This window comes from Paraburkholderia lebeckiae, from assembly GCF_014201005.1.
GTDB classification, from domain to species: domain Bacteria; phylum Pseudomonadota; class Gammaproteobacteria; order Burkholderiales; family Burkholderiaceae; genus Paraburkholderia; species Paraburkholderia tuberum.
The window spans coordinates 89,003-114,837 of record NZ_JACHDK010000019.1; the positions used below are offsets into that span (position 1 = coordinate 89,003).

Below are 25,835 nucleotides of genomic sequence, written 5' to 3' on the forward strand. Positions count from 1 at the left end.
AGGGACACTCATGCACGCTTATCCGATTCTGAGCATCGCGATCTGGTTGCCGATCTTCTTCGGTCTGCTGGTCCTCGCGATCGGCAACGACGAGAACCCCGCCCCCGCGCGCTGGATTTCGCTGATCGGCTCGGTTCTGAGCTTCCTCGTCACGCTGCCACTGATCACCAGTTTCGATTCGAGCACCGCCGAGCTGCAGTTCGTCGAGCAGGCGAACTGGATCGAGCGCTTCCACATCACGTATCACCTCGGCGTGGACGGCATTTCGATGTGGTTCGTCGCGTTGACCGCGTTGATCACGGTGATCGTCGTGATCGCAGCGTGGGAAGTGATCACGAAGAACGTCGGCCAGTACCTCGCGGCCTTCCTGATCCTGTCGGGCATCATGGTCGGCGTGTTCAGCGCGGCCGACGGCCTGTTGTTCTACGTGTTCTTCGAAGCGACGCTGATCCCGATGTACATCATCATCGGCGTGTGGGGCGGGGCGAACCGCGTGTACGCGGCATTCAAGTTCTTCCTGTACACGCTGGCGGGCTCGCTGCTGATGCTGGTTGCGCTGATCTATCTGTACAACGAGACCGGCTCGTTCGACATCGCCACGTGGCAGCACGCGCAGATCGCGATGACGCCGCAGGTGCTACTGTTTATCGCGTTCTTCCTGGCCTTCGCGGTGAAGGTGCCGATGTGGCCGGTGCACACGTGGTTGCCGGACGCGCACGTGGAAGCGCCGACCGGCGGCTCGGTCGTGCTGGCCGCGATCATGCTGAAGCTCGGTGCGTACGGTTTCCTGCGCTTCTCGCTGCCGATCACGCCTGATGCGAGCCATTTGCTCGCACCGGTCGTCATCACGCTGTCGCTGATCGCGGTGATCTACATCGGCCTCGTCGCGATGGTGCAGGCCGACATGAAGAAACTGGTCGCGTATTCGTCGATCGCGCACATGGGTTTTGTCACGCTCGGCTTCTTTATCTTCAATCAGCTCGGCGCGGAAGGCGCGATCGTGCAGATGATCTCGCACGGTTTCGTGTCGGGCGCGATGTTCCTGTGTATCGGCGTACTGTACGACCGCATGCACTCGCGTCAGATCGCCGATTACGGCGGCGTCGTCAACGTGATGCCGAAGTTCGCGGCGTTCGTCATGCTGTTCGCGATGGCGAATTGCGGCTTGCCGGGCACTTCCGGTTTCGTCGGCGAATTCATGGTGATTCTGGCCTCCGTCCAGTACAACTTCTGGATCGCGAGTGGCGCGGCAGTCACGCTGATTCTCGGCGCGGCCTACACGCTGTGGATGTACAAGCGCGTGTACTTCGGCGCGGTCGCGAACGACCACGTGAAGAACCTGCTCGACATCGACCGTCGCGAATTTTTCATGCTGGCAGTGCTCGCCGCGCTGACGCTGTTCATGGGCCTCTACCCGAAGCCCTTTACCGATGTGATGCACGTATCCGTGGAAAACCTCCTCTCCCACGTTGCCCAATCGAAGCTGCCGTTGCCTCAGTAACGACGAGCGGAGGAATTTAAGACCATGCAAAACGCCCCTATGACTGCTCTGTTGCCCGACGCACTGGTGATGTTCGCCATTGTCATCGCGTGGCTCAACGACACGTTCGTCGGCCAGGAGGGTCGCCGTACCACGTATTTCATCGCGTTCTTCTCGACGCTCGTCGCCGGGATCTGGTTCGCGATCAATGCGTTCGACCCGCAAGTGCATTACTTCTTCGATCACATGTACGTGGTCGATCCGTTCGCCAATGTGATGAAGGCAGTGGTGTCGCTTGGCTATGCGGTGACGATCGTTTATTCGCGTCGCTACCTCGAAGACCGTAGCCTGTTCCGCGGCGACTTCTTCCTGCTCGGCATGTTCTCGCTGCTCGGCCAGATCGTGATGATCTCGGGCAATAACTTCCTGACGCTGTATCTCGGTCTGGAACTGATGTCGCTGTCGCTGTACGCGGTGATCGCGCTGCGTCGCGAAGTGGCGTCGTCGAACGAAGCGGCGATGAAGTACTACGTGCTCGGCGCGCTGGCTTCCGGCTTCCTGCTGTACGGTGTTTCAATGCTGTATGGCGCGACCGGCTCGCTCGACCTGAACGAAGTGTTCAAGGCAATCAGCACGAGCCACTACGATCCGACCGTGCTGCTGTTCGGCGTCATCTTCATCGTGGCGGGCGTGGCGTTCAAGATGGGTGCGGTGCCGTTCCATATGTGGGTGCCTGACGTGTACCAGGGCGCACCGACGGCGATGACGCTCATCGTCGGCGGCGGCCCGAAGGTCGCGGCGTTCGCGTGGGGTCTGCGTTTCCTCGTGATGGGCCTGCTGCCGCTGGCGGTCGAATGGCAGCAGATGCTGGTGATTCTCGCGGCGCTGTCGCTGATCGTCGGCAACATCACCGGGATCGTGCAGCGCAACGTCAAGCGGATGCTCGCGTATTCGGCGATCTCGAACATGGGCTTCGTGCTGCTCGGCCTGCTCGCCGGCGTGGTCGACCAGAAGACCACGGGCGCCGCGAGCGCGTACGGCTCGGCGATGTTCTACAGCATCGTCTACCTGATCACGACGCTCGGCACCTTCGGCGTCATCATGCTGCTCGCGCGCCGCGACTTCGAAGCGGACACGCTGGAGGACTTCAAGGGCCTCAATCAGCGCAGCGCGGTATTCGCGTTCGTGATGATGATCATGATGTTCTCGCTCGCGGGTATTCCGCCGGCAGTCGGCTTCTATGCGAAGCTCGCCGTGCTGCAAGCGACGATGAACGCCGGCCTGACCTGGCTCACCGTGCTCGCCGTGATCACGTCGCTGTTCGGCGCGTTCTACTACCTGCGTATCGTCAAGCTGATGTACTTCGACGAGCCGCAAGACAAGTCGCCGATCGTGGCGGACACGAGCACGCGCGCGTTGCTCGCGTTGAACGGCGTCGCCGTGCTGGTGCTCGGTATCGTGCCGGATCCGCTGTTGCGCGCCTGCCTGCAGGCGATCCAGCACACGCTGCTGCTCTGATGTCCGCTGCGGGCTGGTTTATCGTGCTGTTGGCGCTGGTCGGCGCCAACCTGCCGTTCCTGAATCAGCGCCTCTTCGCCGCGGTGCCGTTGAAAGCGGCGAAGAAAAGCGCCTGGCTCCGGATTGCCGAATTGATCGTGCTGTATTTCGTGGTCGGCGCGCTGGGCTTTTTGCTCGAAGCGCGGGCGGGAAATCGCTTCGAGCAGGGCTGGCAGTTCTACGCGATCACGTTCGCGCTGTTCGTCGTGTTCGCTTTCCCCGGCTTTACCTTCCAATATCTCGTCAAACGTCGCTGACGGCGTCCCGCCGTCGCGCGCGCCTGGCTATTCCGAGGTCCGCACATGGCTGAACTTCCCAATCACGACGCCGCGCTAACCGAGACTTGTATCGACAGCAAGACGGTCCATCAAGGACCGTTCATGACGGTCAAGTACGATACGGTTCGACTGCCCGACGGCAAACAGGCGACGCGCGAATACGTTCAGCATCCGGGCGCCGTCATGGTGATCCCCTTGTTCGACGACGGTCGCGTGCTGCTCGAAAGTCAGTATCGCTATCCGATGGGCAAGGTGATGGTCGAATATCCGGCCGGCAAGCTCGACCCGAACGAGGGCGCGCTGGCCTGCGCGGTTCGGGAACTGCGCGAGGAAACCGGCTATACCGCGCGCGAGTACGTGTACCTGACCCGGATTCACCCGATCATTTCTTACTCGACCGAATTCATTGATATCTATCTCGCGCGGGGCTTGACCGCGGGTGAGCGCAAGCTCGACGAAGGCGAGTTTCTTGAACTTTTCACCGCGACCATGGAGCAGGTATCAGAGTGGGTGCGCACGGGCAAGATCACCGATGTGAAGACGATCATCGGTACCTTCTGGCTCGAGAAAGTGCTGTCGGGCACGTGGCCGACCGAGGCGCCCGAAACGGTATAAGTTCGCGTCTGCCCGATAGCTGATCCGCGTTGCAGGTGAACGGAGCCCCTGTTGGTCGATGACCGGCAGGGGCTTTTTCATTGGCTTCGCGGTTTCTTTCTGGCTCGAAAAATAAGCCGTCTCCTATGCCATCTGGCTGGCTCGTTGTGGCGCCGGCGGCCGGCTAATATGAACCTCTCGATCACCGAATTCGTCGTCGATCTTGTTTTGGATGACTGACGTTAAAGATCGGAGTGATCTCATTTCAGCTCCAGCACAGGTTGTCAATTGACAACCTGTGCTGGAGCGACTAAATTGGAGGTCTCGATGGTTCGAGCAAGGCACATGAAGAAAGAGATCGAGGCCGCATTGGCATACGCGGAGCAGCACGGCTGACGCGTTCAGGACGGCGGAAGAGGTCATGCGTGGGGAAAATCCATTGCCCGGACAAAGACGCCGAATGTCGTTGCGGGGAGTTCTGTATATCGAGCGTCTGGAGTACGCCGAAGAATGCCGGCAATCACTCCAGGCACTTGCGGCGCATCGTCGGCAACTGTGCGGCACGGCGCTAGTGGGTTCGTAGGTATCACACAGGTATCAAGCAGGAATCGCAACAACCTGGGCTCAACGAAGACAGGAGTAACGTATGGAATATGTGTTCACGTTGAAATACCGCCTCGCCGCGGAAGATTGCGATGCAGACGCAATCGTCGAGCGGTTGGGCGAAGTGGGGTGCGACGACGCCACGATTGGCGTCGGGCAACCCGGCCGCCTCGGGCTGCTTTTCACCCGCGAAGGCGCGAGCGCACTCGCGGCTGTCACCAGCGCGCTCAAGGACGTGAAAGGTGCGGTGCCGTCCGCCCAGCTGGTCGAGGCGGGACCTGACTTCGTAGGGCTGACCGACGTGGCCGAGGTGGCCGGCGTGTCGCGGCAAAACATGCGCAAGCTGATGCTGAACAACGCAATCGACTTCCCGTTGCCGGTCCACGAAGGCAGTGCGTCGGTGTGGCATCTGGCGGACGTGCTCGAATGGCTGACCGCGCGCGGCGGGTACGAGATTAAGATCGGTGTGGCGGATGTCGCAAGACTGGCGAAGCAGATCAATCTGACGAAGGAGGCTCGTCAGATTGAACCGTGTGTGAGCCGTCAACTGAGCAATCTCGTGGCGTAGCAGTGCGCCGCAAGCGGGCCGTAGAACGGAGCAAATGTGGCACCGCTTACTAGCCGGGCCGGCTTCGGCAGCACGTGCCGTAAAGCGGTAAAATCGCCCACCCGCGCCATATTCCCTTGCGGCTGCTGGCGGTCGCGCGTCGGCCATAAAGTTTTGCGAACGACCGTTCACAAATTTCCATTTTGCGCTAAACTGGCACGCAAGCCCTGATTCCACATGAAGGTCCTCGATTTACAGTGTCCGCATGGCCATCGGTTTGAAGGCTGGTTCGCTTCGGCTGATGACTTCGAGTCGCAGCAGTCCCGCAAGCTCGTCGAATGTCCGATCTGCGGTGCGAATGAGGTGAGCCGTTTGCCTTCGGCACCGCGTCTGAATCTGTCGGGCGCGACCGACTCCAAGGCGCCGGTGGGCGTGGACCAAATGCAGGCGCACATGATGCGCGCGCTGCGCGAGGTACTGGAGAAGACGGAGAACGTGGGCGACCGCTTCGCCGAGGAAGCACGGCGCATTCACTACAACGAAGCGCCTGTGCGCAGTATTCGCGGTGTCACGACACCGGAGGATGCGCGTGCCTTGGTCGAGGAAGGCATCGAAGTGATGCCGCTGCCGGTCCCAGCTGCGCTGAAGGAACCACTGCAATAGCGCGGTGGCTCCAGGCGGCCGGGTGGTGGCGGCCAGGAGACACTACGCATGAATCTGGACTATTCCCCCGCTGAAGACGCGTTCCGCGCTGACATCCGCGCCTGGCTCGAAGCGAATCTGCCTCGCGAGCTGAGCGACAAGGTTCTCAATCACAAACGGCTTTCCCGCGAAGACTTCGCAAGCTGGCACAGGCTGCTCGGCGCGCGAGGCTGGTCGGCGGTCGCGTGGCCGCGCGAATACGGCGGCCCCGGCTGGGACGCGACGCAACGACATATCTGGGAAGAAGAGTGCGCGCGTATCGGCGCACCTTCCGTGCTGCCTTTCGGTGTGTCGATGGTTGCGCCGGTGCTGATGAAGTACGGTAACGAGGCGCAGAAGCGCCACTATTTGCCGCGTATTCTCGACGGCACGGACTGGTGGTGTCAGGGCTACTCGGAACCGGGATCGGGTTCCGACCTTGCGTCGCTGCGCACCCGCGCGGAGCGCGTCGGTGATCATTACGTGGTCAACGGCCAGAAGACCTGGACCACGCTCGGCCAGCACGCCGACATGATGTTCTGCCTCGTGCGCACCGACAGCGGCGCCAAAAAGCAGGAGGGCATCTCGTTCCTGCTGATCGATATGAAAACCCCGGGCATCACGGTGCGGCCCATCATCACGCTCGACGAAGATCACGAAGTCAACGAGGTGTTCTTCGAGGACGTCAAAGTGCCGGTCGACAATCTCGTCGGCGAAGAAAATCGCGGCTGGACGTATGCGAAATATCTGCTCGGCCACGAGCGTACCGGCATTGCGCGAGTCGGAGCGTCGAAGCGTGAGCTGGCGTTTCTGAAGCGTGTCGCGCTGAATCAGAAAAAAAACGGCAAGCCGCTGCTGTACGATCCGGTGTTTGCGGCGAAGGTAGCGAGTCTCGAAATCGAGTTGATGGCCCTCGAAGTCACCGTGCAACGGGTGGTAGCCAACGAGGCGGGCGGTCGCGGCCCGGGCCCGGAAGCGTCGATGTTGAAGATCAAGGGCACTGAAGTGCAACAGGGGCTCACCGAGCTGATGCTCGAAGCAATCGGCCCGCTGGCCGCGCCGTTCGACGTGCCGTTCCTCGAAGGCGAACGCGAGCACAGTCTTGCCGGCGACGACGATGCCGCGCCGCTTGCCGCGTACTACTTCAACTTCCGCAAGACGTCGATTTACGGCGGCTCGAACGAAATTCAAAAGAACATCATCGCGCAGATGATTCTCGGACTTTGAGGAGCGGCGCATGGACTTCACTTTCAACGACGAACAACAGCAATTTGCCGATGCGCTGCGCCGCTATCTCGACAAGAGCTACGGCTTCGAAGCGCGCCAGCAGATCGTGCGCTCGGAGGCGGGCGTATCGGCTGTGCACTGGGCCGCGTTCACCGAACTGGGGCTGACCGCGTTGCCGGTGCCCGAAACTCAGGGCGGCTTCAACGGTGGTCCGATCGACATGCTCGTGGTCATGCAGGAACTCGGCCGCGCGCTCGTCGTCGAGCCGTTTTGGGCGACCGCGGTCGGCATCGAAGCGTTGCGCCTTGCCGGTACCGGCGACGGCGAAGATGCCGCGCTGCTCGAACGGGCGGCCCAGGGCGAAGCCAGGCTGGCCGTGGCGTTTCACGAGCCGCATGCGCGCTACGATCTGTTCGACGTCGCGACGACCGCGAGCGGGCAGGGTGCGCAGCACACGCTGAGCGGCACCAAATCGGTCGTGCTGCACGGCGCGCAGGCGGACCACTGGATCGTGCCGGCGCGCCTCGATGGCGAAATCGCGCTCTTTGTCGTCGCGCGTGACGCGGCCGGCGTCACGCTCACCGAGTACCGCACGATCGACGGTCAACGCGCCGCGACGCTCGAATTCAATGGCACGCCCGCGCGCCGGCTCGCCGGCAAACACGCGGGGGCGGCAACCCTCGAGCAGATCGCCGACTACGGCACGCTGCTGCTGTGCGCGGAAGCGATCGGCGCGCTCGACGCGCTCAATCACGCTACCGTCGAGTACACCAAAACACGCCAGCAGTTCGGCCAGCCGATCGCGCGTTTCCAGGCGTTGCAGCATCGCATGGTCGAGATGCTGATCCACGCGGAGCAGGCGCGTTCGATCACGTATCTGGCCGCGATGCGCTACGCGAGTGAAGACGCGAACGAGCGCCGTCAAGCGATCTCCGCGGCAAAAGCTCGGGTCGGCCAGGCCGCGCGTTTCGTTGGTCAACAGGCGGTGCAGTTGCACGGCGGCATGGGTGTCACGAACGAAGTGGCGGCCGCACATCTGTTCAAGCGCCTCGCGATCATCGAGACCACGCTCGGCGACGTCGATCATCATCTCGCGCGGTTTGCCACGCTGCCCGGATTTGCCGTCGCCGAAGACTGATCGGGCCGTTCCACCGGACAAAGGAGATGCACGATGAAAATCAGTTTCGAAGACATGGAAGTGGGCTCGAGCCGCGAAATCGGCAAGCACGTGTTCACGCGCGAGGAGATTGTCGAGTTCGCGCGGAAGTTCGATCCGCAGCCGTTTCATCTCGACGAAACCGCCGCGGCCGAATCGCCGTTCCGCGGCCTCGTCGCGAGTGGCTGGCACACCTGCTCGGTCATGATGGGTATGCTCGTGCGCAAGGTACTGGCGGATTCGACATCGATGGGTTCGCCCGGGATCGACGAGATCCGCTGGCTCAAGCCGGTACGAGTCGGCGACACGATCACGATGATGAACGTCATCGTCGACAAGCGCGTGTCGCAGAGCAAGCCGGATCGCGGCATCGTGTCGACACGCTGGGAGGGCATCAATCAGCACGGCGAAATGGTGATCACGGTGCGCTCGAACGGCATGTTCGGCCTGCGCAATCCGGGAGCGGCGGCATGACGGCGAGCGCGGCGACGCTAGTCGCTTTCGACAATGCGGGTGCTTTGCGCGCGCTCATCGGCGCCGAGCCGCTCGTCAGCGAATGGCTGAGCGTCGACCAGGAGAGGGTCGACCGTTTCGCCGAGGCAACCGGCGATCGTCAGTGGATTCACATCGATCCCGAGCGGGCCAAACGCGAATCGCCGTTTGGCGGCCCGGTCGCGCATGGGTTTTTGACGCTGTCGCTGATTCCGGCTTTGCTCGGCAAAACGGTGAAGATCGAGCAGCGCATGGGTATCAACTATGGCTTGAACCGCGTGCGTTTCATGTCGCCGGTACTCGTGGGGTCGTCGCTGCGCGGGAAGTTCGCCGTCGAGGCGGTGACCGACGTCGACAACAGCGGCGTGCAACTCGCGTGGAACGTGACGCTGGAGCGTCAGGGCAGCGAACGACCGGTGTGCGTCGCGGAGTTCATCACACGGCATTATTTCTAGCGTTTTCCCTTCGCAGACGAAATGAAAAAGCGCGAGCCGGCAGGCATGCCGCTCGCGCTTTCTGTTTGTGTCGAGCCGCGTCAGCGAGACGACCGAAACTAGTGTTTCGCGTACTGCGTCGCGCCAAACAGGATCTCTTTCGCCATGTCGTCCATCAGCGGCGCGCGCGCCGACGCCAGCACGTCGACGCCGCGCACCACCGCCGGCCGCGCAGCGATCTCTTCATGCCAGCGCTTCACGTTCGGCAACGTATCGAGCTCGATCCCCTGATTTTTCCACGAACGTGTCCACGGAAACGCGGCGATGTCCGCGATCGTATAGTCGTTGCCGGCCAGGTAACGCGTCTTGCCGAGTTGCGTCTCCATCACGCCGTACAGACGTCGCGCCTCATTGGTGTAGCGATTGACCGCGTATTCGATCTGCTCGGGTGCATACACGCGGAAGTGATGCGTTTGCCCCAGCATCGGACCGAGGCCGCCCATCTGGAACATCAGCCATTGCAGTGCCGCGTAGCGCGCGGCCGGATCGCTCGGTAGAAATTTGCCGGTTTTCTCGGCGAGATAAATCAGGATCGCGCCCGATTCGAATAGCGCGAAAGGCCGGCCGTCGGCGCCTTTCGGACCTTCGGAATCGACGATCGCGGGAATCTTGTTGTTGGGACTGATGGCGAGAAATTCCGGCTTGAACTGATCGCCGGCACCAATGTTCACGGCATGCACGTTGTAGGGTAGGCCCGTTTCCTCGAGCATGATATGAATCTTATGGCCGTTCGGGGTCGCCCAGCTATAGACGTCGATCATCCTGGCTCCTTTGTTCGTCGAAGCGGCGCCGCAAAGAGGGCGCCGCCGTTGCCGAAAATTAGAGCATAGATCGCGCGACGCTGCTTGCCGCCGGCTCAGGCTCCACGATCACACACCGAGCCGAAGCACTCAAACGCGTGTGACCGGCATCTCAACGCGAGCCGTCGCGCCCGCATCCATATGACGCGCAAGTTCGAGCTTGGCGATCGCGTTGCGATGCACTTCGTCGGGGCCGTCGGCGAAACGCAGCGTGCGCGCCGAGGCATAGGCATACGCGAGCGGAAAATCGTCGCTGACGCCGCCGCCGCCATGCGCCTGAATCGCCCAATCGATCACCTGACACGCCATGTTCGGCGCGACCACCTTGATCATCGCGATCTCGCCGCGCGCGCCCTTGTTGCCGACGGTGTCCATCATGTACGCGGTCTTCAGCGTGAGCAGACGCGCCTGCTCGATCATGCAGCGCGCCTCGGCAAGACGCTCCTGCGTGACCCCGTGCGACGCAACTGGCTTGCCGAACGCAACACGTTGCAGCGAGCGCTTCGCCATCAATTCGAGCGCGCGTTCGGCGAGACCGATCAGGCGCATGCAGTGGTGGATGCGTCCCGGGCCGAGACGGCCTTGCGCGATCTCGAACCCGCGGCCTTCGCCGAGCAGCATGTTGGTGGCGGGTACGCGCACGTTGTCGAGTGTGATCTCCATGTGACCGTGCGGCGCGTCGTCGTAACCGAATACCGTGAGCGGGCGATGCACGGTGATGCCGGTGGCGTCGGCGGGCACGAGGATCATCGACTGCTGCTGATGGCGCGGTGCGTCGGGATCGGTCTTGCCCATCACGATATAGACCTTGCAGCGCGGATCGCCCGCGCCTGACGACCACCACTTGTGGCCGTTGATCACGTAATGGTCGCCATCGCGCACGATGCTGGTCTGGATGTTCGTCGCATCCGACGACGCGACCTCCGGCTCCGTCATCAGAAACGCCGAACGGATCTGCCCTTGCAGCAGCGGTTCGAGCCACTCGCGCTTGTTCTCTTCGCTGCCGTAGCGCTCGATCGTCTCCATGTTGCCGGTGTCCGGCGCGTTGCAGTTGAACACTTCCGGCGCCCACGGCACGCGGCCCATGATCTCGCACAGCGGCGCGTATTCGAGATTCGTCAGGCCCGCGCCGCGCTCCGATTGCGGCAGGAACAGATTCCACAGACCGGCGTCGCGCGCCTTCTGCTTGAGTTGCTCGACCAGTTCGGTCGGCACCCATGCGTTGCCGTTCTGGCGGTTGCGCGCGATCTCCGCATAGAACGCCTGTTCGTTCGGGTAAATGTGCTCGTTGAAAAAGGCGAGCAGTTTTTCGCGCAACGCCTGGACCTTCGGGGTGTAATCGAAATTCATCTTGGACCTCGCGGGTAACGGACTGCGAATGATGGGGAGCAGGGCGCGCCCTTGTGTCTAGAGAACCTTCTGCGCATAGTGCCAGGCGAGTTCGGCCATCGGCTTCGCGCGCCGGCCGGCGTCGAGCGCCTGCGCGCTCGATGCGGTACCGTCGACGACGCGCTTCATGATCCCTTGCAGGATCGCTGCGATGCGGAACATGTTGTAGGCCAGATAGAAATTCCAGTCGCCACGAATCTCGAAACCGGTGCGTTGGCAATAGCGCTCGACGTACCGCGCTTCATCGGGAATGCCGAGCGCGGCCCAATCGAGTCCCGCGATGCCGCGGAACTGCGCGGGGTCGACATGCCACGCCATGCAGTGGTAAGCAAAGTCGGCGAGCGGATCGCCGAGCGTCGACAGTTCCCAGTCGAGCACCGCAAGCACGCGCGGCTCGTTGCGATCGAAAATCAGGTTGTCGAGCCGGTAGTCGCCGTGCACGACCGACACGCGCTCGTTCGTTTCGGCGGGCATATGCTGTGGCAGCCATTCGATCAGCCGGTGCATCGCGTCGATCGGCTCGGTCTCGGACGCCAGATACTGCTTGCTCCAGCGGCCGATCTGGCGCGCGAAGTAATTGCCTGGCTTACCGTAGTCGGCGAGGCCGGCGGCGGCGACGTCGACACTGTGCAACGCCGCGATCACGCGATTCATTTCGTCGTAGATCGCCGCACGCTCGGTGGGCGTCATGCCGGGCAGCGATTGATCCCACAGCACGCGACCTTCCACGAACTCCATCACGTAGAACGCGCGACCGATCACGCTTTCGTCTTCGCACAGCGCGAGCATGTGTGCGACCGGCACGTCGGTTTCGGCGAGCGCGTGCATCACGCGATATTCGCGTTCGATCGCATGGGCGGACGGCAGCAGCTTCGCCGCGGGTCCGGGCTTCGCGCGCATCACGTACGCGCGCGACGGCGTGATCAGCTTGAACGTGGGATTGGATTGTCCGCCCGCGAATTGCTCGAGCGTCAGCGGACCCTCGAATCCGTCGACATGTCCGGCCAGCCACGCGGCGAGCGCGTCGTTGTCGAAGCGTTGCCGCTCGTTGACCGGGCGGGTGCCCTCGAAAGCCGAGTAGTCCTGTCTGCGTGCGGGTTCGCCGGTCTGCGTGGCTTGCGCCATGTGTCTCCTCCAGTTCGGTGTCAGCTACGCTGGTATCGGATGAATTGTGCGTAGAGTATTTCCATCGTGGTGTTGCGGACGTCGCGATGCAACGGCGACGGCGGTGAATAGTTGAGCATGCGCAGCACCCAGTCGCGCGGCGCGGCGCCGACATCGAGCGCGTTGATGCAGCCGGTCGCCTGCGACAGATGACCGAAGAACGTGCGGCCGCCGGCCGTCAGCGCGTGCGACAGGATCGCGCGATTGACGCCGCCGTGCAGCACCAGCAACGCGGTGTCCCACGACGTGTCTTCGCGCAGCGCCGTGACGGCCGGCAGCACGCGATCGAACAGCTCGCCGATGGTTTCGCCGTCGAGAAAGCGCATGCTCTCCGGCACGATGCCGTCGAACACGCCGAGAAACGCCGCCTCGATATCGCTCGGCGGAATGCCGCCGAGCCGTCCGCCGCGAATTTCTCGCCACGCGGGCTCGATTTCGGGCTCGATCTGCTGACCCGTTTCGGCAAGCACGCACCGCGCGGTTTCTATCGTGCGCGGCAAGCCGCTGACGATCACGCGGTCAAAGCGCACCTGCTGCCCCGCGAACACGCGGCCCGCCGCGCTCGCCTGCTCGCGGCCGTTCGCGTTCAGCGGCACGGTTTCAGGATCGATCGCGCGGCCGGAGTCGTCGAAATAGGTGACGTCGCCGTGACGCATCAGGAAGATGCGGCGCCGTTTTGGCAGTTGGTAGTCGGGCATGTCGGGCGGCTCTCCCGTCGTTTATTTGTAGATGGGTGCGCGTTTTTCGAGGAACGCGGTGATGCCTTCGAGACCGTCGCGATGATGCAGCGACGCGACGAAGTTATCTCGCTCGGCGACCAGATGATCCGCGAGCGGCTGCGTACCGGCCGCGGCGATCAGCCCCTTGATGCGCGCGACCGAATTGGGCGAAATCGCGCCGAGCTCGTCGGCCCACGCGAGCGCGTTATCGAGCGCGGTGCCGGCTTTGGCGAGCCGGTTGACGACGCCGAGTTCGTGCAGACGCGCGGCGCCGATCGGCTTGGCTTCGATCAGTACCTCGGTGGCCAGCTGGCGCGGCAGCGCCTCGGCGAGAAACCACGAGCCGCCGCCGTCGGGCGTCAGGCCGACGCGTGCGTACGACATCGCGAATTTGGCGTTGTCCGCGGCGACGATCAGATCGCAGGCGAGCGCGAGCGAAAATCCGGCGCCGGCCGCCGCGCCTTCGACCGCGGCAATGACCGGCTTCGACGATAGCCGCAGTGCCGAAATCCATTGAGCGAGCATGTCGATGCTATCGGCTTGCACGGAGGGATCTTTCGCGCGATTTTCGAGCAGGCGGTTCAGATTGCCGCCCGCGCAAAAGAAGTTGTCGGCACCGGTGATCACGACGGCGCGAATCGACGGATCGCGCTCGACGGTATCGAATGCTTCGATGCCCGCGGCGTACATGTCCGGATGCAGCGCGTTGCGCGCACCGGGGTTCGACAGCGTGAGGACAAGCGTGGATTCGCTGCTGGCCGGGCGTGAAGCGAGCAGGGCGGCGCTCATGATTGGGTCTCCGTTGGGATGTCGGCGGCGTCGCGTTGCGTGAGCGGGAGGCCGAGTTGCGCGCGTCTTGCGAGCCACGGCGACGGACGGTAGCGCGGCTCGCCGAGCACGCTGTGCATGTTGCGCAGGATCGCGAGAATGGTGTTGGCGCCGAGCGCGTCGCCGAGCGCGAGCGGTCCGCGCGGATAGCCGAGGCCGAGCGTGACGGCGAGGTCGATGTCCTCCGGCGTCGCGATCTGCTTTTGCGCGATGTCGCAGCCGATGTTGACGATCGTCGCGACCACCCGCTGCGCGACGAAGCCGGTCGAATCGCGGATCACGGTGACGGGGATGCCGTCGGCGGCGAACAGCGCATGCGCGCTATCGCGCGCGGCGCGTTTCGTGGCCGGCGTGGTCATCAGCGTGCGGCGTTGCGCGCCGAGGAGCGGGAACAGGGCATCGACCGCGACGACGCGGCTCGCGTCGAGCGCTTCGTCTACCGCAGCCGTACTCGCGTCGTGGCCGAACGGCGTGACGACGATCAGCGAACCAGTGTCGGGCGTCGCGCCTTCGTCGAGCTTCGCGCCGGCTTTGCGGACCAGTTGCACGACGGCCTCATACGCGTCGCGGTAGCGTTGGCTGACCCACACGCTTTGCGGCAGCGTGGTCGGCGCGGGCGCTTCGGCGGGCACCTGCTGTTTGCCATCCACGTAGCGATAAAAACCTTCGCCGCTCTTGCGGCCGAGCAGTCCGCCCGATAGCCGCGTGGCCGTGATCGGCGACGGTGTGTAACGCGGTTCTTCGTAGAACTGGTGATAGATCGACTCCATCACAGGATGCGACACGTCGAGCGCGGTCAGGTCCAGCAGCTCGAACGGCCCGAGGCGAAAGCCGGCCTGCTCGCGCATGATTCGGTCGATGTCCGCAAAACTCGCGACGCCTTCGCCGGCCACGCGCAAGCCCTCGGTATTCATGCCGCGGCCCGCGTGATTGACGATGAAGCCCGGCATGTCCTTCGCGCGCACCGGCGTGTGGCCCATGCGGCGCGCGAGATCCATCAGCGCGTCGCCGGCTTCGGGGTCGCTGCGCAGGCCGTCGATCACTTCGACGACCTTCATCAGTGGCACCGGATTGAAGAAGTGATAGCCGACCACGCGCGACGGATCGGTGCAGCCCGCGGCAATCGCGGTGATCGACAGCGACGACGTATTCGACGCGAGGATGCAGCGGCCGCTGACCACGGTTTCGAGCTCGCGAAACAGCGCCTGCTTCACCTCGAGCTTTTCGACGATCGCCTCGATGACGAGATCGCAGCCGACCAGTTCGCTGATCGCCTGTACGCCGCTCACGTTGGCAAGCGCGGCGAGCGAGCGCGACTGCTCCAGCTTGCCTTTGGCCGTCAATTTGGCGAAAGTCTCCGCGAGATAGTCGCGCGCGGCGCCGACTGCGGCCGCGTTGGTGTCGTAGAGCCGAACGCGCAGGCCAGCGAGCGCCGCGATTTGCGCGATACCGCGGCCCATCGCGCCGGTGCCGACGATGCCGATGGTCTCGATGCTGAAATTGCGAGAGTTCATTGTGATGCCCGACTCCATGGTTATTTTAGAATAGCACGATCGTGCAATTTCTTGGATGATTCGATGGAAAGCCGCTGCTTCAACCTCGACGCGCGGTCTCACACACCATGACACAAGGAGACACCCGATGATCAAGCTGAGCGGTTTTGCGCTGTCCAACTACTACAACAAGGTCAAGTTTGTGCTGCTCGAACATGGTATCGAGTTCGAGGAGCAGTTCGTGAAGCCGGGTCAGGAAGAGGCGCTGCTCGAGCATTCGCCGCTCGGCAAGGTGCCATATCTGCAAACCGAGCACGGCGACCTCTGCGAGTCGCAGTGCATCGTCGAATATCTGGCTGCGCGTTTTCCCGACAAGCGGATCTTCTCCGCCGATCCGTGGCAAGCCGCCAAGGAACGCGAAATGATCTTTTTCGTCGATGTACATCTCGAACTGACGGTGCGCAATCTGTACAAGGAAGCGTTTTTCGGCGGCACGGTCAGCGACGCGACGAAAGGGCGCGTCGAGAAGCTGCTCACGCATCACATCGCCGGTTTCAAACGGATCGCGAAGTTCTCGCCATATCTGTGCGGCGAGCAATTCAGCGTGGCGGATACCGCCGGCTACGTGAGCCTGCCGCTCGTCGGTATGGCGACACAGACCATTTACGGCCGCGATTTTCTGCTCGAAGCAGGGATCGACTGGAAGCGCTACGTGAAGACGATCGACCCGCGGCCGGCTGCGCGGCGCGTGACGGAGGATCGCAAGGCCTGTGTCGCGGCGTCGCGTGCGTCCTGAGGGAATGAGCGCAGTGCCATGAAGCGCGCATGGGTGCGAAGCGCACACCCGTGCCGCGCAGCGCGATGGCAAGGAACGTGGGTTCGTTCGTGGCATCGCGCAAGGCATCCTAGAGCCGCGCGAGCCGTTCGAGCGCGGTAGCGAGCGTGCCTTCCTGCTTGGCGAAGCAAAAGCGCACCACGCCCGACTCGTGCGCCTCGTGATAGAACGCCGAGACCGGAATCGCCGCGACGCCGATTTCGCCGGTCAGCCATTGCGCGAATTCGGCTTCGGGCAGGTCGCTGATCGCCGAATAGTCGACGCACTGAAAATACGTGCCCGTGCACGGCAGCAGCCTGAAGCGCGAATTCGCGAGGCCCGCGTGGAAGAAATCGCGCTTGCGCTGATAGAACGCCGGTAGCTCCACGTACGGCGCCGGGTCCTTCATGTAATCGGCGAGGCCGATCTGCATCGGTGTGTTGACGGTGAACACGTTGAACTGGTGCACCTTGCGAAACTCGGCGGTCAGCGCGGCGGGCGCGGCCACATAGCCGACTTTCCAGCCCGTCACGTGGTAGGTCTTGCCGAAGCTCGACACGACGAAGCTGCGCTGCGCGAGTTCCGGATAACGCGCGACGCTCTCATGCGGCGCGCCGTCGTAGACCATGTGCTCGTACACCTCGTCGGACAGGATCAGCACGTTGGTGCCGCGCACGATCTCCTCGAGCTTGCGCATGTCCTGTTCGCGCCACACGGTGCCGGTCGGATTGTGCGGCGTGTTGATCATGATGAGCCGCGTCTTCGGCGTGATCGCGGCGGCGAGCTTGTCGAATCGGATCGCGTAGTCGGGTGCGTCGAGCGTGACGAAGACCGGCTTGCCGCCCGCGAGTTCGATCGACGGCAGATAGCTGTCGTAGGTCGGTTCGATCACGATCACTTCGTCGCCGGGATGGACGGTGCAAAGAATCGCGGTCAGCAACGCCTGTGTGGCCCCCGCGGTCACGGTGATTTCGCTATGGGCGTCGTAGTGGCGGCCGTACAGACTCGCGATCTTGTCCGAAATTGCCTGACGCAGCGGCAGCACACCGGCCATCGGCGGATACTGGTTGTGACCGTCGTGCATCGCGTTCGCGACCGCGTCGACGATGCGCGGATCGCAGGCGAAGTCGGGAAAGCCCTGGCCCAGATTCACCGCGCCTTTTTCCGCGGCGAGTGCGCTCATCACGGTGAAAATCGTCGTGCCGACGTTCGGCAGGCGAGACGGAAACGTGGGGCTCGTGGGCGTGTCGTGCGGTGCGTTCATGGCGTCGTGGGTAGCAGGGCGATAAGGTGGGCCGATTCTCGAACTGTCGTTGCGAAGGGCGAAGCCTGATTGTAGGGAATCGCGACACGCTGTGCGCGCCGCGGGTTTCACGTTGATCGTCAGAAGCCGCCTGACGATCAACCGTCAATGTGCGCTCGGCTCAACGCACCGCGCGGACGGTCGGATTCACGCGTTGACGGGCTCGCCCCCAGCATTCTGCGCGATGCCGATTTCCGCGACGAACGGCGCCGGTTGCGCGATCCTGAAGCCGAAATCGCGCGCGATCCGTTTCGCGAGCCTCAGCACCGCACGGTCTTTCGACACGAGCCAGTCGGCCCGCGCCGCATGCGCAAGCTCGAGAAACTTCTGATCGTCGCGGTCCTTGCATTGGGGCAGCGGCCGCGCGTCGGCGGCGGACTCGGTCGGCTCACACGGCTCGACCAGTTGCGCCAGCCGCGCGACGACCGCGAGCGCAGCGGCTTTGTCGACATTGCGGTGCGCGAACTGCGGATAGCCGAGCACGTAGGTGAGCTCGGCGAGGCAGCGCGCGTCGATCAGCGCGGCGAGCGCGCCGCTTTCGAGCGCGGCGGCGATCGGCCGCGTGTGCGGGTCGTCGAATACGAGTATGTCGATCCAGACATTGGAATCGAGTACGACGCGCAACGCGCCGCTTGAGGCGAGGGAACCGGGCATTCGTTACAATCGGGCTTTCGTCTATGACCGCCAGGCACGGCGTGCCTGCAAGCCTCTATGATAATCGTTCTGTCGCCGGCGAAATCGCTCGACTACGACACCCCGCCGCACGTCAAAAAGCACACGATCCCCGATTTCGTCGATGACGCCGCCGAACTGATCAGCGGCCTGCGCCGTTTGTCGCCGCAACAGATCGCTTCGCTGATGAGCATTTCCGATCAGCTCGCGCACCTCAATTTTCAGCGTTACGCGGATTGGTCGCCGCAATTCGGCACGCACAACGCCAAGCAGGCGGTGCTCGCTTTCAACGGCGACGTGTACGAAGGTTTCGATGCGAAGACGTTGTCGTCGGTCGATCTGGACTATGCGCAGAATCACGTGCGGGTGCTGTCGGGCCTCTACGGCCTGCTGCGTCCGCTCGATCTGCTGCAGCCGTACCGGCTCGAAATGGGCACGCGTTTCGCCAACCCGCGCGGCAAGGACCTGTACGCGTTCTGGGGCGAGCGGATCACGCACGCGTTGAACGCGCAGTTGAAGAAGAATGCGGCCACCTCGCGCGTGCTGGTCAATTGCGCATCGGGCGAATACTTCAAGTCGGTCAAGCCGAAGCTGCTCGACGCGCCGGTCGTCACGCCGGTGTTCGAGGACTGGAAGGGCGGCCGCTACAAGATCATCAGCTTCCATGCAAAACGCGCGCGCGGCTTGATGGCGCGCTTCGCGGTGGAAAATCGCCTCGATCGTCCCGAGCAGTTGAAGGACTTCGAGACCGAAGGCTACGCGTTCAGTGCCGAAGCCTCGAACGACTCCACTTTCGTATTTCGCCGCCGCGTTGCGGAATAAGCGTGCCGCTGCGCTAAAGAGGCAGCGTGAATTCAGGCAGGGAAGACTCCGATGACGTTATCGATTACGAGCAATTTCGATGCAGGCGCAGTTGATGTGTTGTCCTGCGAGGACGCCGGCAATATTCGCCTGCGCGTACGGCCCGACAGCCACGCCGAGTTCGCGCAGTGGTTCTATTTCCGCCTGTCGGGCGCGGCGGGCGAGCGCTGCGTGATGACCTTCGAGAACGCCGCCGCGTGCGCGTTCGCGGAGGGCTGGCGCGACTATCGGGCGGTCGCGAGCTACGACCGCGTGAACTGGTTTCGCGTGCCGACGTCGTACGACGGCCGCGTGCTGACGATCGACCATACGCCCGATTTCGACAGCATCTACTACGCGTACTTCGAACCGTACAGCGAGGAGCGTCATGCCGAGTTTCTCGGCGCCGTGCAGCAGATGCCGCACGCGTCGCTAACCGAGCTCGGCAAGACAGTCGAAGGCCGGCCGATTTCGCTGCTCACGCTCGGCACGCCGCCAGCCAACGATGCCAACGCTGCGCCCAAAAAGAACATCTGGCTGATTGCCCGGCAGCATCCGGGCGAGACGATGGCCGAATGGTTCATCGAGGGGTTCGTGAAGCGCCTCGTCGGTTGGGGCGATTGGGCGGGCGACCCGGTCGCGCGTAAGCTGTACGATCATGCGGTGTTTCACATCGTGCCGAACATGAATCCGGACGGCAGCGTGCGCGGCAATCTGCGCACCAACGCGGCCGGCGCGAACCTGAATCGCGAATGGATGGAGCCGGACGCCGCGCGCAGTCCCGAGGTGCTGGTGGTGCGCGACGCGATTCATGCGATTGGCTGCGACCTGTTCTTCGATATTCATGGCGACGAGGCATTGCCGTATGTGTTCGTCGCGGGCTCCGAAATGTTGCCGGGCTTCACCGAGCGGCAGGGGCGCGAGCAGAAGGCGTTCATCGAGGCGTTCACGCACGCGAGTCCGGATTTTCAGGACAAGTATGGCTATGCGGCGAGCAAGTATCGCGAGGATGCGTTGAAGCTCGCGTCGAAGTACATCGGCAATGAATTCGGCTGTCTGTCGTTGACGTTGGAAATGCCGTTCAAGGACAACGCAAATCTGCCCGACGAGCGGGTCGGCTGGAACGGCGAGCGCAGCGCATCGCTTGGCGCCGCGATGTTGCAAGCGATCCTGCGACACTTGGAGACGTTCGCCTGAAGAAGCGGACGGATGGGCATAAAAAACGAGGCCCGCACGGCAAAAGTGCGCGCCTCGTTTTTTATTGGGGCGACTGATCGGAAGGTGGCGCGGCTCGATCAGCGCCAGATGTCATTGGCTCTTCTTCTTCGAGCCTTTGTTCGCCGATTTGCTCGACGTCGTGCGCGACGATTGGCCGGAGCCTGTCTTCGACGACTTCTTCGACGTCTTGCCGCCGACTGCGTGCTTGCCTTTGCCGCCTTTGTGCTTGCCCGATCCCGCGCTATGCGCGCGGTTTGGCGGTACTGGATCGTTCCAGCTGAACGCGAGCATCTGCGAGCCGACGTAGCCGCAGCGAAATTTCAGGTCGGCCGGCTCGCCCGAATTGTCCTGGCGCACGCCGACGCCCTCGACGGTGACGATGCTGTCCACCTTGACGCGCTGCTTGCCTTCGTCGAACGAGTCGTTCCATGGCGTGACCGACGAGTGCGCACTGTCGAACGAACTGGACGGGAATTCGACGTGGTCGAAAGCGGTCGAGGTGCTCGCGACGAAGTCGCCATGCGCGGCGCAGTCCGCGACGAGCGGATCCGCGTGCATTTCGGTGATAAATCTTTTGACGAGGTCGTTGTGCTGTTCGAGCTGATCAGCGAATGCCGGAGCCGCGCAGATGAGCGAGAGACTCGCTGCGCAGGCTGCCAACCGGCCGATCACCCGCAGCAACCGGCTCGGTACATTGGTGCGATCCATCTAGTTCTTTAGACGCAAATGGGAGATGAGGCAAATAAGATGCCCCGCGCACGGGTTGAGTTCAATGTTGCAGCAAATATTCTGCCCTGTCCTGATGGGGGCGCCCGGAAAGTCCCCGGTGACGAGGCGCTGATTATCACAGATGCGCCGCACGCGACGTCAAAGCGCGCATTCTCAGATGCGCGGGCCGCCCAGACGATAGCGCCGCACGTCGTAGGTGGTCACCCATGCGGGACGGTAGACCGCGATCAGCGCGGTCGCCATGCCAGTGAACCATGCTTCGCCGGTGGCGAGCAGCAGCACGCTGAGCGGGTAGCCGATCGGCACCACGGCCATCGAACCGCCGGACACCATGACATGGATGCCGAGCGCTGCCGCGGCCGTCAACGACACGGCAATGGCGGGCGAAACGAAGCCCTGGCCGAAGATGAACATGAAAAGATTGCGCGGTAGCCACGCGGTGCAGATGCGCTGGAGCAAGGTCGAGATGGCGACGGGCAGGGCTCCGTACACGAGGAACGTCAGCGCGATGCCCTGCCACGGCGCATCGAAGACGACGGCGGCCAGCCCCGCGACCACCGCCATCGCGATCAGGGCGAGCCCCCAGTCGAACAGCGTGACCACGAGCGTGGCGCCGAGCAGGTGCATCACGGTGCCGTCGTCGAGCCAGGCGTTGCTCGCCCACAGCACCGACACCGCGACGATTATCGCGAGCCAGACATGCTGGAGCGTGCCGTCCTGAAGTCTTTTGAAAGGTTTTTTCCACAGCGCGAGCGCGATCACCATCGCAGTGGCAATCCAGCCACCGACAGCGACCCAAAACGGAAGCGGTGTGTAGAGGAAACCCATGTGTCTCATATTACTCGTTGGACGACAAAAGGTGTGAGCGGATTCCATGCCAGCCCACCCTCGACGCTGCGCGGATGCGGACGTTCCAACCCATGCGCGCGGCGTGCCCCCGCGCCCCGCGTCATGTGGAACCCGGCCCGACCGACTTCCGCGCGGGCCGGCCGTCTGGGGCCTCACCGTACGACGTGGCGGGCTCCGCGGCCATCGGTAGCGCGCTGCTGATGTCGCTGCCCGGCAACGGATACTGGAAGTGCGCACGTGTGCGGCGCCGGAGCGGAACCGGGCCAGGCTGCCCGCGTATGACCGGCCGCGCGCTGTGCTCGCCGTTGTTGCGCAGCACTTGCAAATGATTCGTGAGCCATCCGTTGTAAAGCGCGACCGCGGCGGCGCGATTGGGCGCACCCAGTTGCTGGAATATGCTCGTCAGGTGGATCTTGACCGTACCTTCGCTAATGCCGAGCGTGCGCGCGATCATCTTGTTGGTGCTGCCCATGTGCACGCAGCGCATGATCTGCTCCTGCCGCGGTGACAGCCCGCCCGAGAGTTTGTTGCGGCGGGGCGGCGGACTTTCTTCGTCGAACGTACGGATCGCGGTGTCGGTCGGCAGCGGCGGATCGATCGCCAGCGCGCCGGGCGGCACGTAGTGACCGCCGAGCAGCACCATTTCCAATGCGCGCACGATCAGGCGGGGATCGGTGTCGCGTGGAACAACGCCGAGCACACCTTCGTCCATCAGCGCGCGCACGAGCGCGGGCAAAGTCCCGTCGGTGAGCACGCTGATGCGCAGGTCGGGAAAGTGGCTGAGCAACGCGCGCACCTGCGCAACCGACATCCAGTCCTCCCAGTCGATCACGACGAGATCAGGCCGATAACGCTTGAACGGACGTTCGAGCAGACGCCATTCATCGGCTTCTGTGAAGCGCGCCAGCCGGTCGATCTGCCGCAGCAAGGCTTTGAGTCCATCACGTCGTTCTGCGTTTGAATTGAGAATCGCGAAGCGCATGCATGTCTCCAGATGTATCGGGCGAAATGGCGCGACGCATCTGTGGGACTCGTGGAGCTGACTCGATCACGGCGATGCGTCACCGTGCCTATGATGACAAATTCCGTTCGTTTTGACGGCTGTCCAAAAGGCATAAGAAATGCGGACAATCAACAAAAAAGCCCCGTACATACGGGGCTTTTTTGCGATAAGGCCGGGATTTCGACTTCGGTGTCAATGGAAATGGGGTTGCGCGGGCTCGGCGTCTTCGGGCATTTCCGCGTGGACGATTTCGCCGAGCGGGTCCGCATACAGCGGCACGCCGCAGTCGTCGCAATATTCCGGCTCGAAGCGGCCCGCGTGGCGGCGCACATCCGTGATGCCGGTTTCCTTGAGCAGCGCGACGATTTCCTCGATCGGTTCGTCCGAGCCGGTGATTTCCTCCGGCTCCTCGTCGATGCCCGCCTCGCCGTTTTCGCGGCCGTAGAGTGGCCACACGACACCGTAGATCACATCGTTGCTGCCCTTGCGCGTGAAGCCGACGCGGTACTCGTCGATGCGCCGTTCGCCGAAGCCGGCGACCACCGCGCGCAGATCCTGCGGCGCCGCGCCAATAGTGTCGAAAAGATAACGCACGGCGGTACGCACGGTGTGCGGACGCACACTTTCATCGGCGTCGCGGCACGCCGAGTAGTACGCATCCGGCAGCAGACATTCAAATTCGCAGCCCGGCAGCACGACCGACAGATTCGCGCCGCCTTGCGTGGCCCATTGCTCGAGACATTGGCCGCGCTCGATGCGAGTGCCGTGCTCTTCTTCCTGCCAGTGGAACGTCGCGTCGCCGACGGGTGCGGCGACTACGGCGAGCAGAAAGCGCGGGTCCGCCAGAATCGGCGAGGTCTCCGGCAGTTCACCGAAATTGAGCTTCGCGTTGCCGCCGCTGACCGCGGCTTGCGCAAGTTGCTGGGCGATGCGCCACGTTTCGACGTGATGGCGCGGCAACTGGTCGATGCTGTACAGGAACGGAGCCATTGCCACGCGCGTGTTGGCGGCGAGCACGTGCGCTTGCAAGTGTGCGCGCAGGGCGTCGGCGGCGTCGGACTTGAGCGGACCGGACGGAATCACGTAGCGGGTCCAGGCGAGCACGGGCGCGGCGATCAGCAGCGCTTCATAAGACACGCCTTCATGTTCGATCACGAACGATTCGCTGTGCGTTTCCGCCATGTCGGCCAGCGCGCCGTAGGCATCCGGATGGTTTTGCTGCAGATGGTCGAGCGCGGCGTCCAGCGTAGTCTGGTTGGCGTTGCGCACGACCTTGGCCAGCAGCGCGTCGAGCTTCGCTTCCCAGAAGCGATCTTCGGTACGGCTGCCCGAGGCGAAAAGCGCGAGCGAGAGACCGACGAGCTTGTCGGCGTCGGGAGGGAGACGTTTGGCGATTCGCGAGCGCATAAATCCAGAAAAATGGGGGCACGGAACCTTATATTGTAGTCTTTTCCAGGCAGCTATATGGATTGGTCAGCAATCTCCGGGCAATTTGGCCCTTTCATCTCAAAAAATTTGGTCACCACCGGCACAGTCGCAAACGACTCGCAACACCCTGGCCGGATGGTATAAGACACCCCGGACGCCCGACTCGCTTCTATACTGACGGCGTCCAGCGGGCGCCTGACGGGCGTGTGTCATGTCATTGCCACGGTCTGGCGCAACAGGAGATCCATCGTGAAATCTGACCAACTGATCGAGCGACTTGCCGCGGTATTCGCATTGATTGTGCTCGTGGGTGGGTCGTTGCTGGTACTGGCGCCATTTACGACCGCGCTGCTGTGGGGCGCCATCCTCAGCTACAGTTCCTGGGGACTCTACCGGCGACTCACTGGCGTGGTCGGCGGGCGGCGCAAACTGGCCGCGACCTTGATCGTGCTGATTATTCTGGTCGTGGTGCTCGGGCCGTTCGTCTATGCGGGTTTCGCGTTCGGCACGCATGTTCACGAAATCGTTGCGCTGGTGCAAAGACTTTTCGAGTCAGGGTTGCCCGATCTGCCGCCGTGGGTGCAGCGGATCCCGCTGGTTGGTTCGAGCATCGAGGCCTTTTGGGAGCGCTTGACCAGCAGCAATTCCGAGTTGATCGCGCAATTGCGCACGCTCGCCGCGCCGGCTGGGAAGTGGATTCTGGCGGCGGCGCTTGCGGTGACGCATGGGCTGGGGCTGCTGGCGTTGAGCATCGTGCTCGCGTTCTTCTTTTATACCGGTGGCGAGGGGGCGGCCGCCTGGCTGAACGCCGGCATGCGTCGGGTAGCCGGTGAGCGCGCCGAGTATCTGCTGGCGCTGGCGGGCAGCACGGTGAAGGGGGTGGTCTACGGGATCCTTGGTACGGCCCTCGTACAGGCGGTTCTCGCGGGATTCGGTTTCTGGATGGCGGGCGTACCGGCGCCGGCGCTGCTCGGGCTCGTGACGTTTTTTCTGTCGGTGGTGCCGGGCGGTCCGGTCATTGTCTGGTTGCCGGCAGCGATCTGGCTGTATCAGGGCGGGTCGACTGGATGGGCGATTTTTGTGGTCATATGGGGCCTGCTGGTAGTCGGCATGGCCGACAACGTCATCAAGCCGATCCTGATTGGCAAGAACAGTGACATGCCGTTGATTCTGGTGATGCTCGGCATCCTCGGCGGCGCGTTTGCGTTTGGTTTTCTTGGTGTTTTCATCGGCCCAACGTTGCTGGCGGTCGCTTATACCGTGCTGCATGATTGGACGATCGGCGCATCCGCCGCCCAGACGCTGGCGCCCGAAGTGAAAACACCAGCGATAGACGATCCGGGCCGTATGGGAAAGACCCCCTAAGGAAAACCCCAGGATTGCGCTTGCAAGTCCCGATGTCGGCGACTAGAATTCCGCTCTTTCGTGCTCCGGACGCCGGGGTGCGTAGAAGCGGGAAGCCTTTGATGGCGAGGGC

The 25,835-nt window shown here is 63.1% G+C and carries 26 protein-coding genes and 1 pseudogene; 15 read left to right on the top strand and 12 right to left on the bottom strand.

Annotated features, from left to right (window positions below; translation table 11 throughout):
• Positions 1–10 precede the first annotated feature (10 nt).
• The 11 genes and pseudogenes from HDG39_RS27185 to HDG39_RS27230 all read left to right on the top strand — a co-directional run bounded on the left by HDG39_RS27185 (position 11) and on the right by HDG39_RS27230 (position 9,070).
• Complete coding sequence (locus HDG39_RS27185) at positions 11–1,501, top strand: NADH-quinone oxidoreductase subunit M (RefSeq protein ID WP_184010211.1); 1,491 nt, start codon at positions 11–13, stop codon at positions 1,499–1,501.
• Between the two features lie 24 nt (positions 1,502–1,525).
• Entirely contained in the window at positions 1,526–2,998 is a 1,473-nt protein-coding gene (gene nuoN / locus HDG39_RS27190; RefSeq protein ID WP_184010214.1) for an NADH-quinone oxidoreductase subunit NuoN, read from the top strand.
• Complete coding sequence (locus HDG39_RS27195; RefSeq protein ID WP_018420024.1) at positions 2,998–3,294, top strand: DUF2818 family protein; 297 nt, start codon at positions 2,998–3,000, stop codon at positions 3,292–3,294. The genes nuoN and HDG39_RS27195 overlap by 1 nt, the downstream gene beginning before the upstream one ends.
• Positions 3,295–3,339: 45 nt before the next feature.
• Complete coding sequence (locus tag HDG39_RS27200) at positions 3,340–3,930, top strand: NUDIX domain-containing protein (protein WP_184010217.1); 591 nt, start codon at positions 3,340–3,342, stop codon at positions 3,928–3,930.
• A 306-nt stretch (positions 3,931–4,236) separates the two neighbouring features.
• Positions 4,237–4,481: pseudogene (locus tag HDG39_RS35260) on the top strand (hypothetical protein).
• Between the two features lie 74 nt (positions 4,482–4,555).
• On the top strand, positions 4,556–5,080 hold the full coding sequence (locus tag HDG39_RS27205; RefSeq protein ID WP_184010220.1) for a helix-turn-helix transcriptional regulator: 525 nt from the start codon (positions 4,556–4,558) through the stop codon (positions 5,078–5,080).
• Positions 5,081–5,296: 216 nt separating this feature from the next.
• Positions 5,297–5,722 (top strand): DUF1178 family protein, encoded by a 426-nt coding sequence (locus HDG39_RS27210; RefSeq protein ID WP_184010223.1) that lies wholly within the window; start codon positions 5,297–5,299, stop codon positions 5,720–5,722.
• 48 nt (positions 5,723–5,770) lie between these two features.
• Positions 5,771–6,967 carry an acyl-CoA dehydrogenase family protein gene (locus tag HDG39_RS27215; RefSeq protein WP_184010226.1) on the top strand — a complete coding sequence of 399 codons (1,197 nt, stop codon included), beginning with the start codon at positions 5,771–5,773 and terminating at the stop codon, positions 6,965–6,967.
• Positions 6,968–6,977: 10 nt separating this feature from the next.
• On the top strand, positions 6,978–8,105 hold the full coding sequence (locus tag HDG39_RS27220) for an acyl-CoA dehydrogenase family protein (protein ID WP_184010229.1): 1,128 nt from the start codon (positions 6,978–6,980) through the stop codon (positions 8,103–8,105).
• A gap of 33 nt (positions 8,106–8,138) precedes the next feature.
• Positions 8,139–8,597, top strand: coding sequence for a MaoC family dehydratase (locus HDG39_RS27225; RefSeq protein ID WP_184010232.1), 459 nt, complete (start codon positions 8,139–8,141; stop codon positions 8,595–8,597).
• Entirely contained in the window at positions 8,594–9,070 is a 477-nt protein-coding gene (locus HDG39_RS27230) for a MaoC family dehydratase (RefSeq protein WP_184010235.1), read from the top strand. Before HDG39_RS27225 ends, HDG39_RS27230 begins: the two co-directional genes overlap by 4 nt.
• A gap of 98 nt (positions 9,071–9,168) precedes the next feature.
• Here the strand turns inward: HDG39_RS27230 and HDG39_RS27235 are convergent, their stop codons facing one another.
• The 6 genes from HDG39_RS27235 to HDG39_RS27260 form a co-directional block, all read right to left on the bottom strand.
• Positions 9,169–9,870 (bottom strand): glutathione binding-like protein, encoded by a 702-nt coding sequence (locus tag HDG39_RS27235; protein WP_184010238.1) that lies wholly within the window; start codon positions 9,868–9,870, stop codon positions 9,169–9,171.
• 129 nt (positions 9,871–9,999) lie between these two features.
• A complete protein-coding gene (locus HDG39_RS27240; RefSeq protein WP_184010241.1) occupies positions 10,000–11,259 on the bottom strand; it encodes an acyl-CoA dehydrogenase family protein in 1,260 nt (419 codons plus the stop codon).
• 57 nt (positions 11,260–11,316) lie between these two features.
• Positions 11,317–12,423: a phosphotransferase gene (locus HDG39_RS27245; protein ID WP_184010244.1), complete on the bottom strand. Its 1,107-nt coding sequence runs from the start codon at positions 12,421–12,423 to the stop codon at positions 11,317–11,319.
• A gap of 20 nt (positions 12,424–12,443) precedes the next feature.
• On the bottom strand, positions 12,444–13,160 hold the full coding sequence (locus tag HDG39_RS27250) for a histidine phosphatase family protein (protein ID WP_184010247.1): 717 nt from the start codon (positions 13,158–13,160) through the stop codon (positions 12,444–12,446).
• A gap of 21 nt (positions 13,161–13,181) precedes the next feature.
• A complete protein-coding gene (locus HDG39_RS27255; RefSeq protein WP_184010250.1) occupies positions 13,182–13,970 on the bottom strand; it encodes an oxepin-CoA hydrolase, alternative type in 789 nt (262 codons plus the stop codon).
• The gene (locus HDG39_RS27260) at positions 13,967–15,523 is read right to left on the bottom strand and encodes a 3-hydroxyacyl-CoA dehydrogenase (protein ID WP_184010254.1); all 1,557 of its coding nucleotides are present in this window, start codon (positions 15,521–15,523) and stop codon (positions 13,967–13,969) included. Before HDG39_RS27260 ends, HDG39_RS27255 begins: the two co-directional genes overlap by 4 nt.
• Positions 15,524–15,650: 127 nt before the next feature.
• On the opposite strand from HDG39_RS27260, the gene HDG39_RS27265 reads away from it, so the two are divergent.
• Positions 15,651–16,298 (top strand): glutathione S-transferase family protein, encoded by a 648-nt coding sequence (locus tag HDG39_RS27265; RefSeq protein WP_184010257.1) that lies wholly within the window; start codon positions 15,651–15,653, stop codon positions 16,296–16,298.
• 109 nt (positions 16,299–16,407) lie between these two features.
• Here HDG39_RS27265 and HDG39_RS27270 read toward each other — a convergent pair whose 3' ends face one another.
• Both HDG39_RS27270 and HDG39_RS27275 read right to left on the bottom strand, forming a co-directional pair.
• A complete protein-coding gene (locus HDG39_RS27270; protein ID WP_184010260.1) occupies positions 16,408–17,580 on the bottom strand; it encodes a pyridoxal phosphate-dependent aminotransferase in 1,173 nt (390 codons plus the stop codon).
• Positions 17,581–17,766: 186 nt separating this feature from the next.
• A complete protein-coding gene (locus tag HDG39_RS27275) occupies positions 17,767–18,273 on the bottom strand; it encodes a putative toxin-antitoxin system toxin component, PIN family (protein WP_184010263.1) in 507 nt (168 codons plus the stop codon).
• A gap of 57 nt (positions 18,274–18,330) precedes the next feature.
• On the opposite strand from HDG39_RS27275, the gene yaaA reads away from it, so the two are divergent.
• Both yaaA and HDG39_RS27285 read left to right on the top strand, forming a co-directional pair.
• Positions 18,331–19,113: a peroxide stress protein YaaA gene (gene yaaA, locus HDG39_RS27280; RefSeq protein WP_184010266.1), complete on the top strand. Its 783-nt coding sequence runs from the start codon at positions 18,331–18,333 to the stop codon at positions 19,111–19,113.
• A gap of 51 nt (positions 19,114–19,164) precedes the next feature.
• Entirely contained in the window at positions 19,165–20,328 is a 1,164-nt protein-coding gene (locus tag HDG39_RS27285; protein ID WP_184010269.1) for a M14 family metallopeptidase, read from the top strand.
• A 111-nt stretch (positions 20,329–20,439) separates the two neighbouring features.
• On the opposite strand, the gene HDG39_RS27290 is transcribed toward HDG39_RS27285, so the two are convergent.
• From HDG39_RS27290 to HDG39_RS27305, 4 genes are all read right to left on the bottom strand, one after another.
• The gene (locus tag HDG39_RS27290; protein WP_184010272.1) at positions 20,440–21,057 is read right to left on the bottom strand and encodes a BspC domain-containing protein; all 618 of its coding nucleotides are present in this window, start codon (positions 21,055–21,057) and stop codon (positions 20,440–20,442) included.
• A 174-nt stretch (positions 21,058–21,231) separates the two neighbouring features.
• Positions 21,232–21,906, bottom strand: a complete 675-nt coding sequence (locus tag HDG39_RS27295; protein ID WP_018420044.1) for an energy-coupling factor ABC transporter permease — start codon at positions 21,904–21,906, stop codon at positions 21,232–21,234.
• 121 nt (positions 21,907–22,027) lie between these two features.
• The gene (locus HDG39_RS27300) at positions 22,028–22,909 is read right to left on the bottom strand and encodes a response regulator transcription factor (protein WP_184010275.1); all 882 of its coding nucleotides are present in this window, start codon (positions 22,907–22,909) and stop codon (positions 22,028–22,030) included.
• Between the two features lie 213 nt (positions 22,910–23,122).
• Positions 23,123–24,337, bottom strand: a complete 1,215-nt coding sequence (locus HDG39_RS27305) for a DUF2863 family protein (protein WP_184010278.1) — start codon at positions 24,335–24,337, stop codon at positions 23,123–23,125.
• A 270-nt stretch (positions 24,338–24,607) separates the two neighbouring features.
• Between HDG39_RS27305 and HDG39_RS27310 the strand changes: the two genes are divergently transcribed.
• Entirely contained in the window at positions 24,608–25,723 is a 1,116-nt protein-coding gene (locus HDG39_RS27310) for an AI-2E family transporter (RefSeq protein ID WP_184010303.1), read from the top strand.
• Positions 25,724–25,835: the final 112 nt, after the last annotated feature.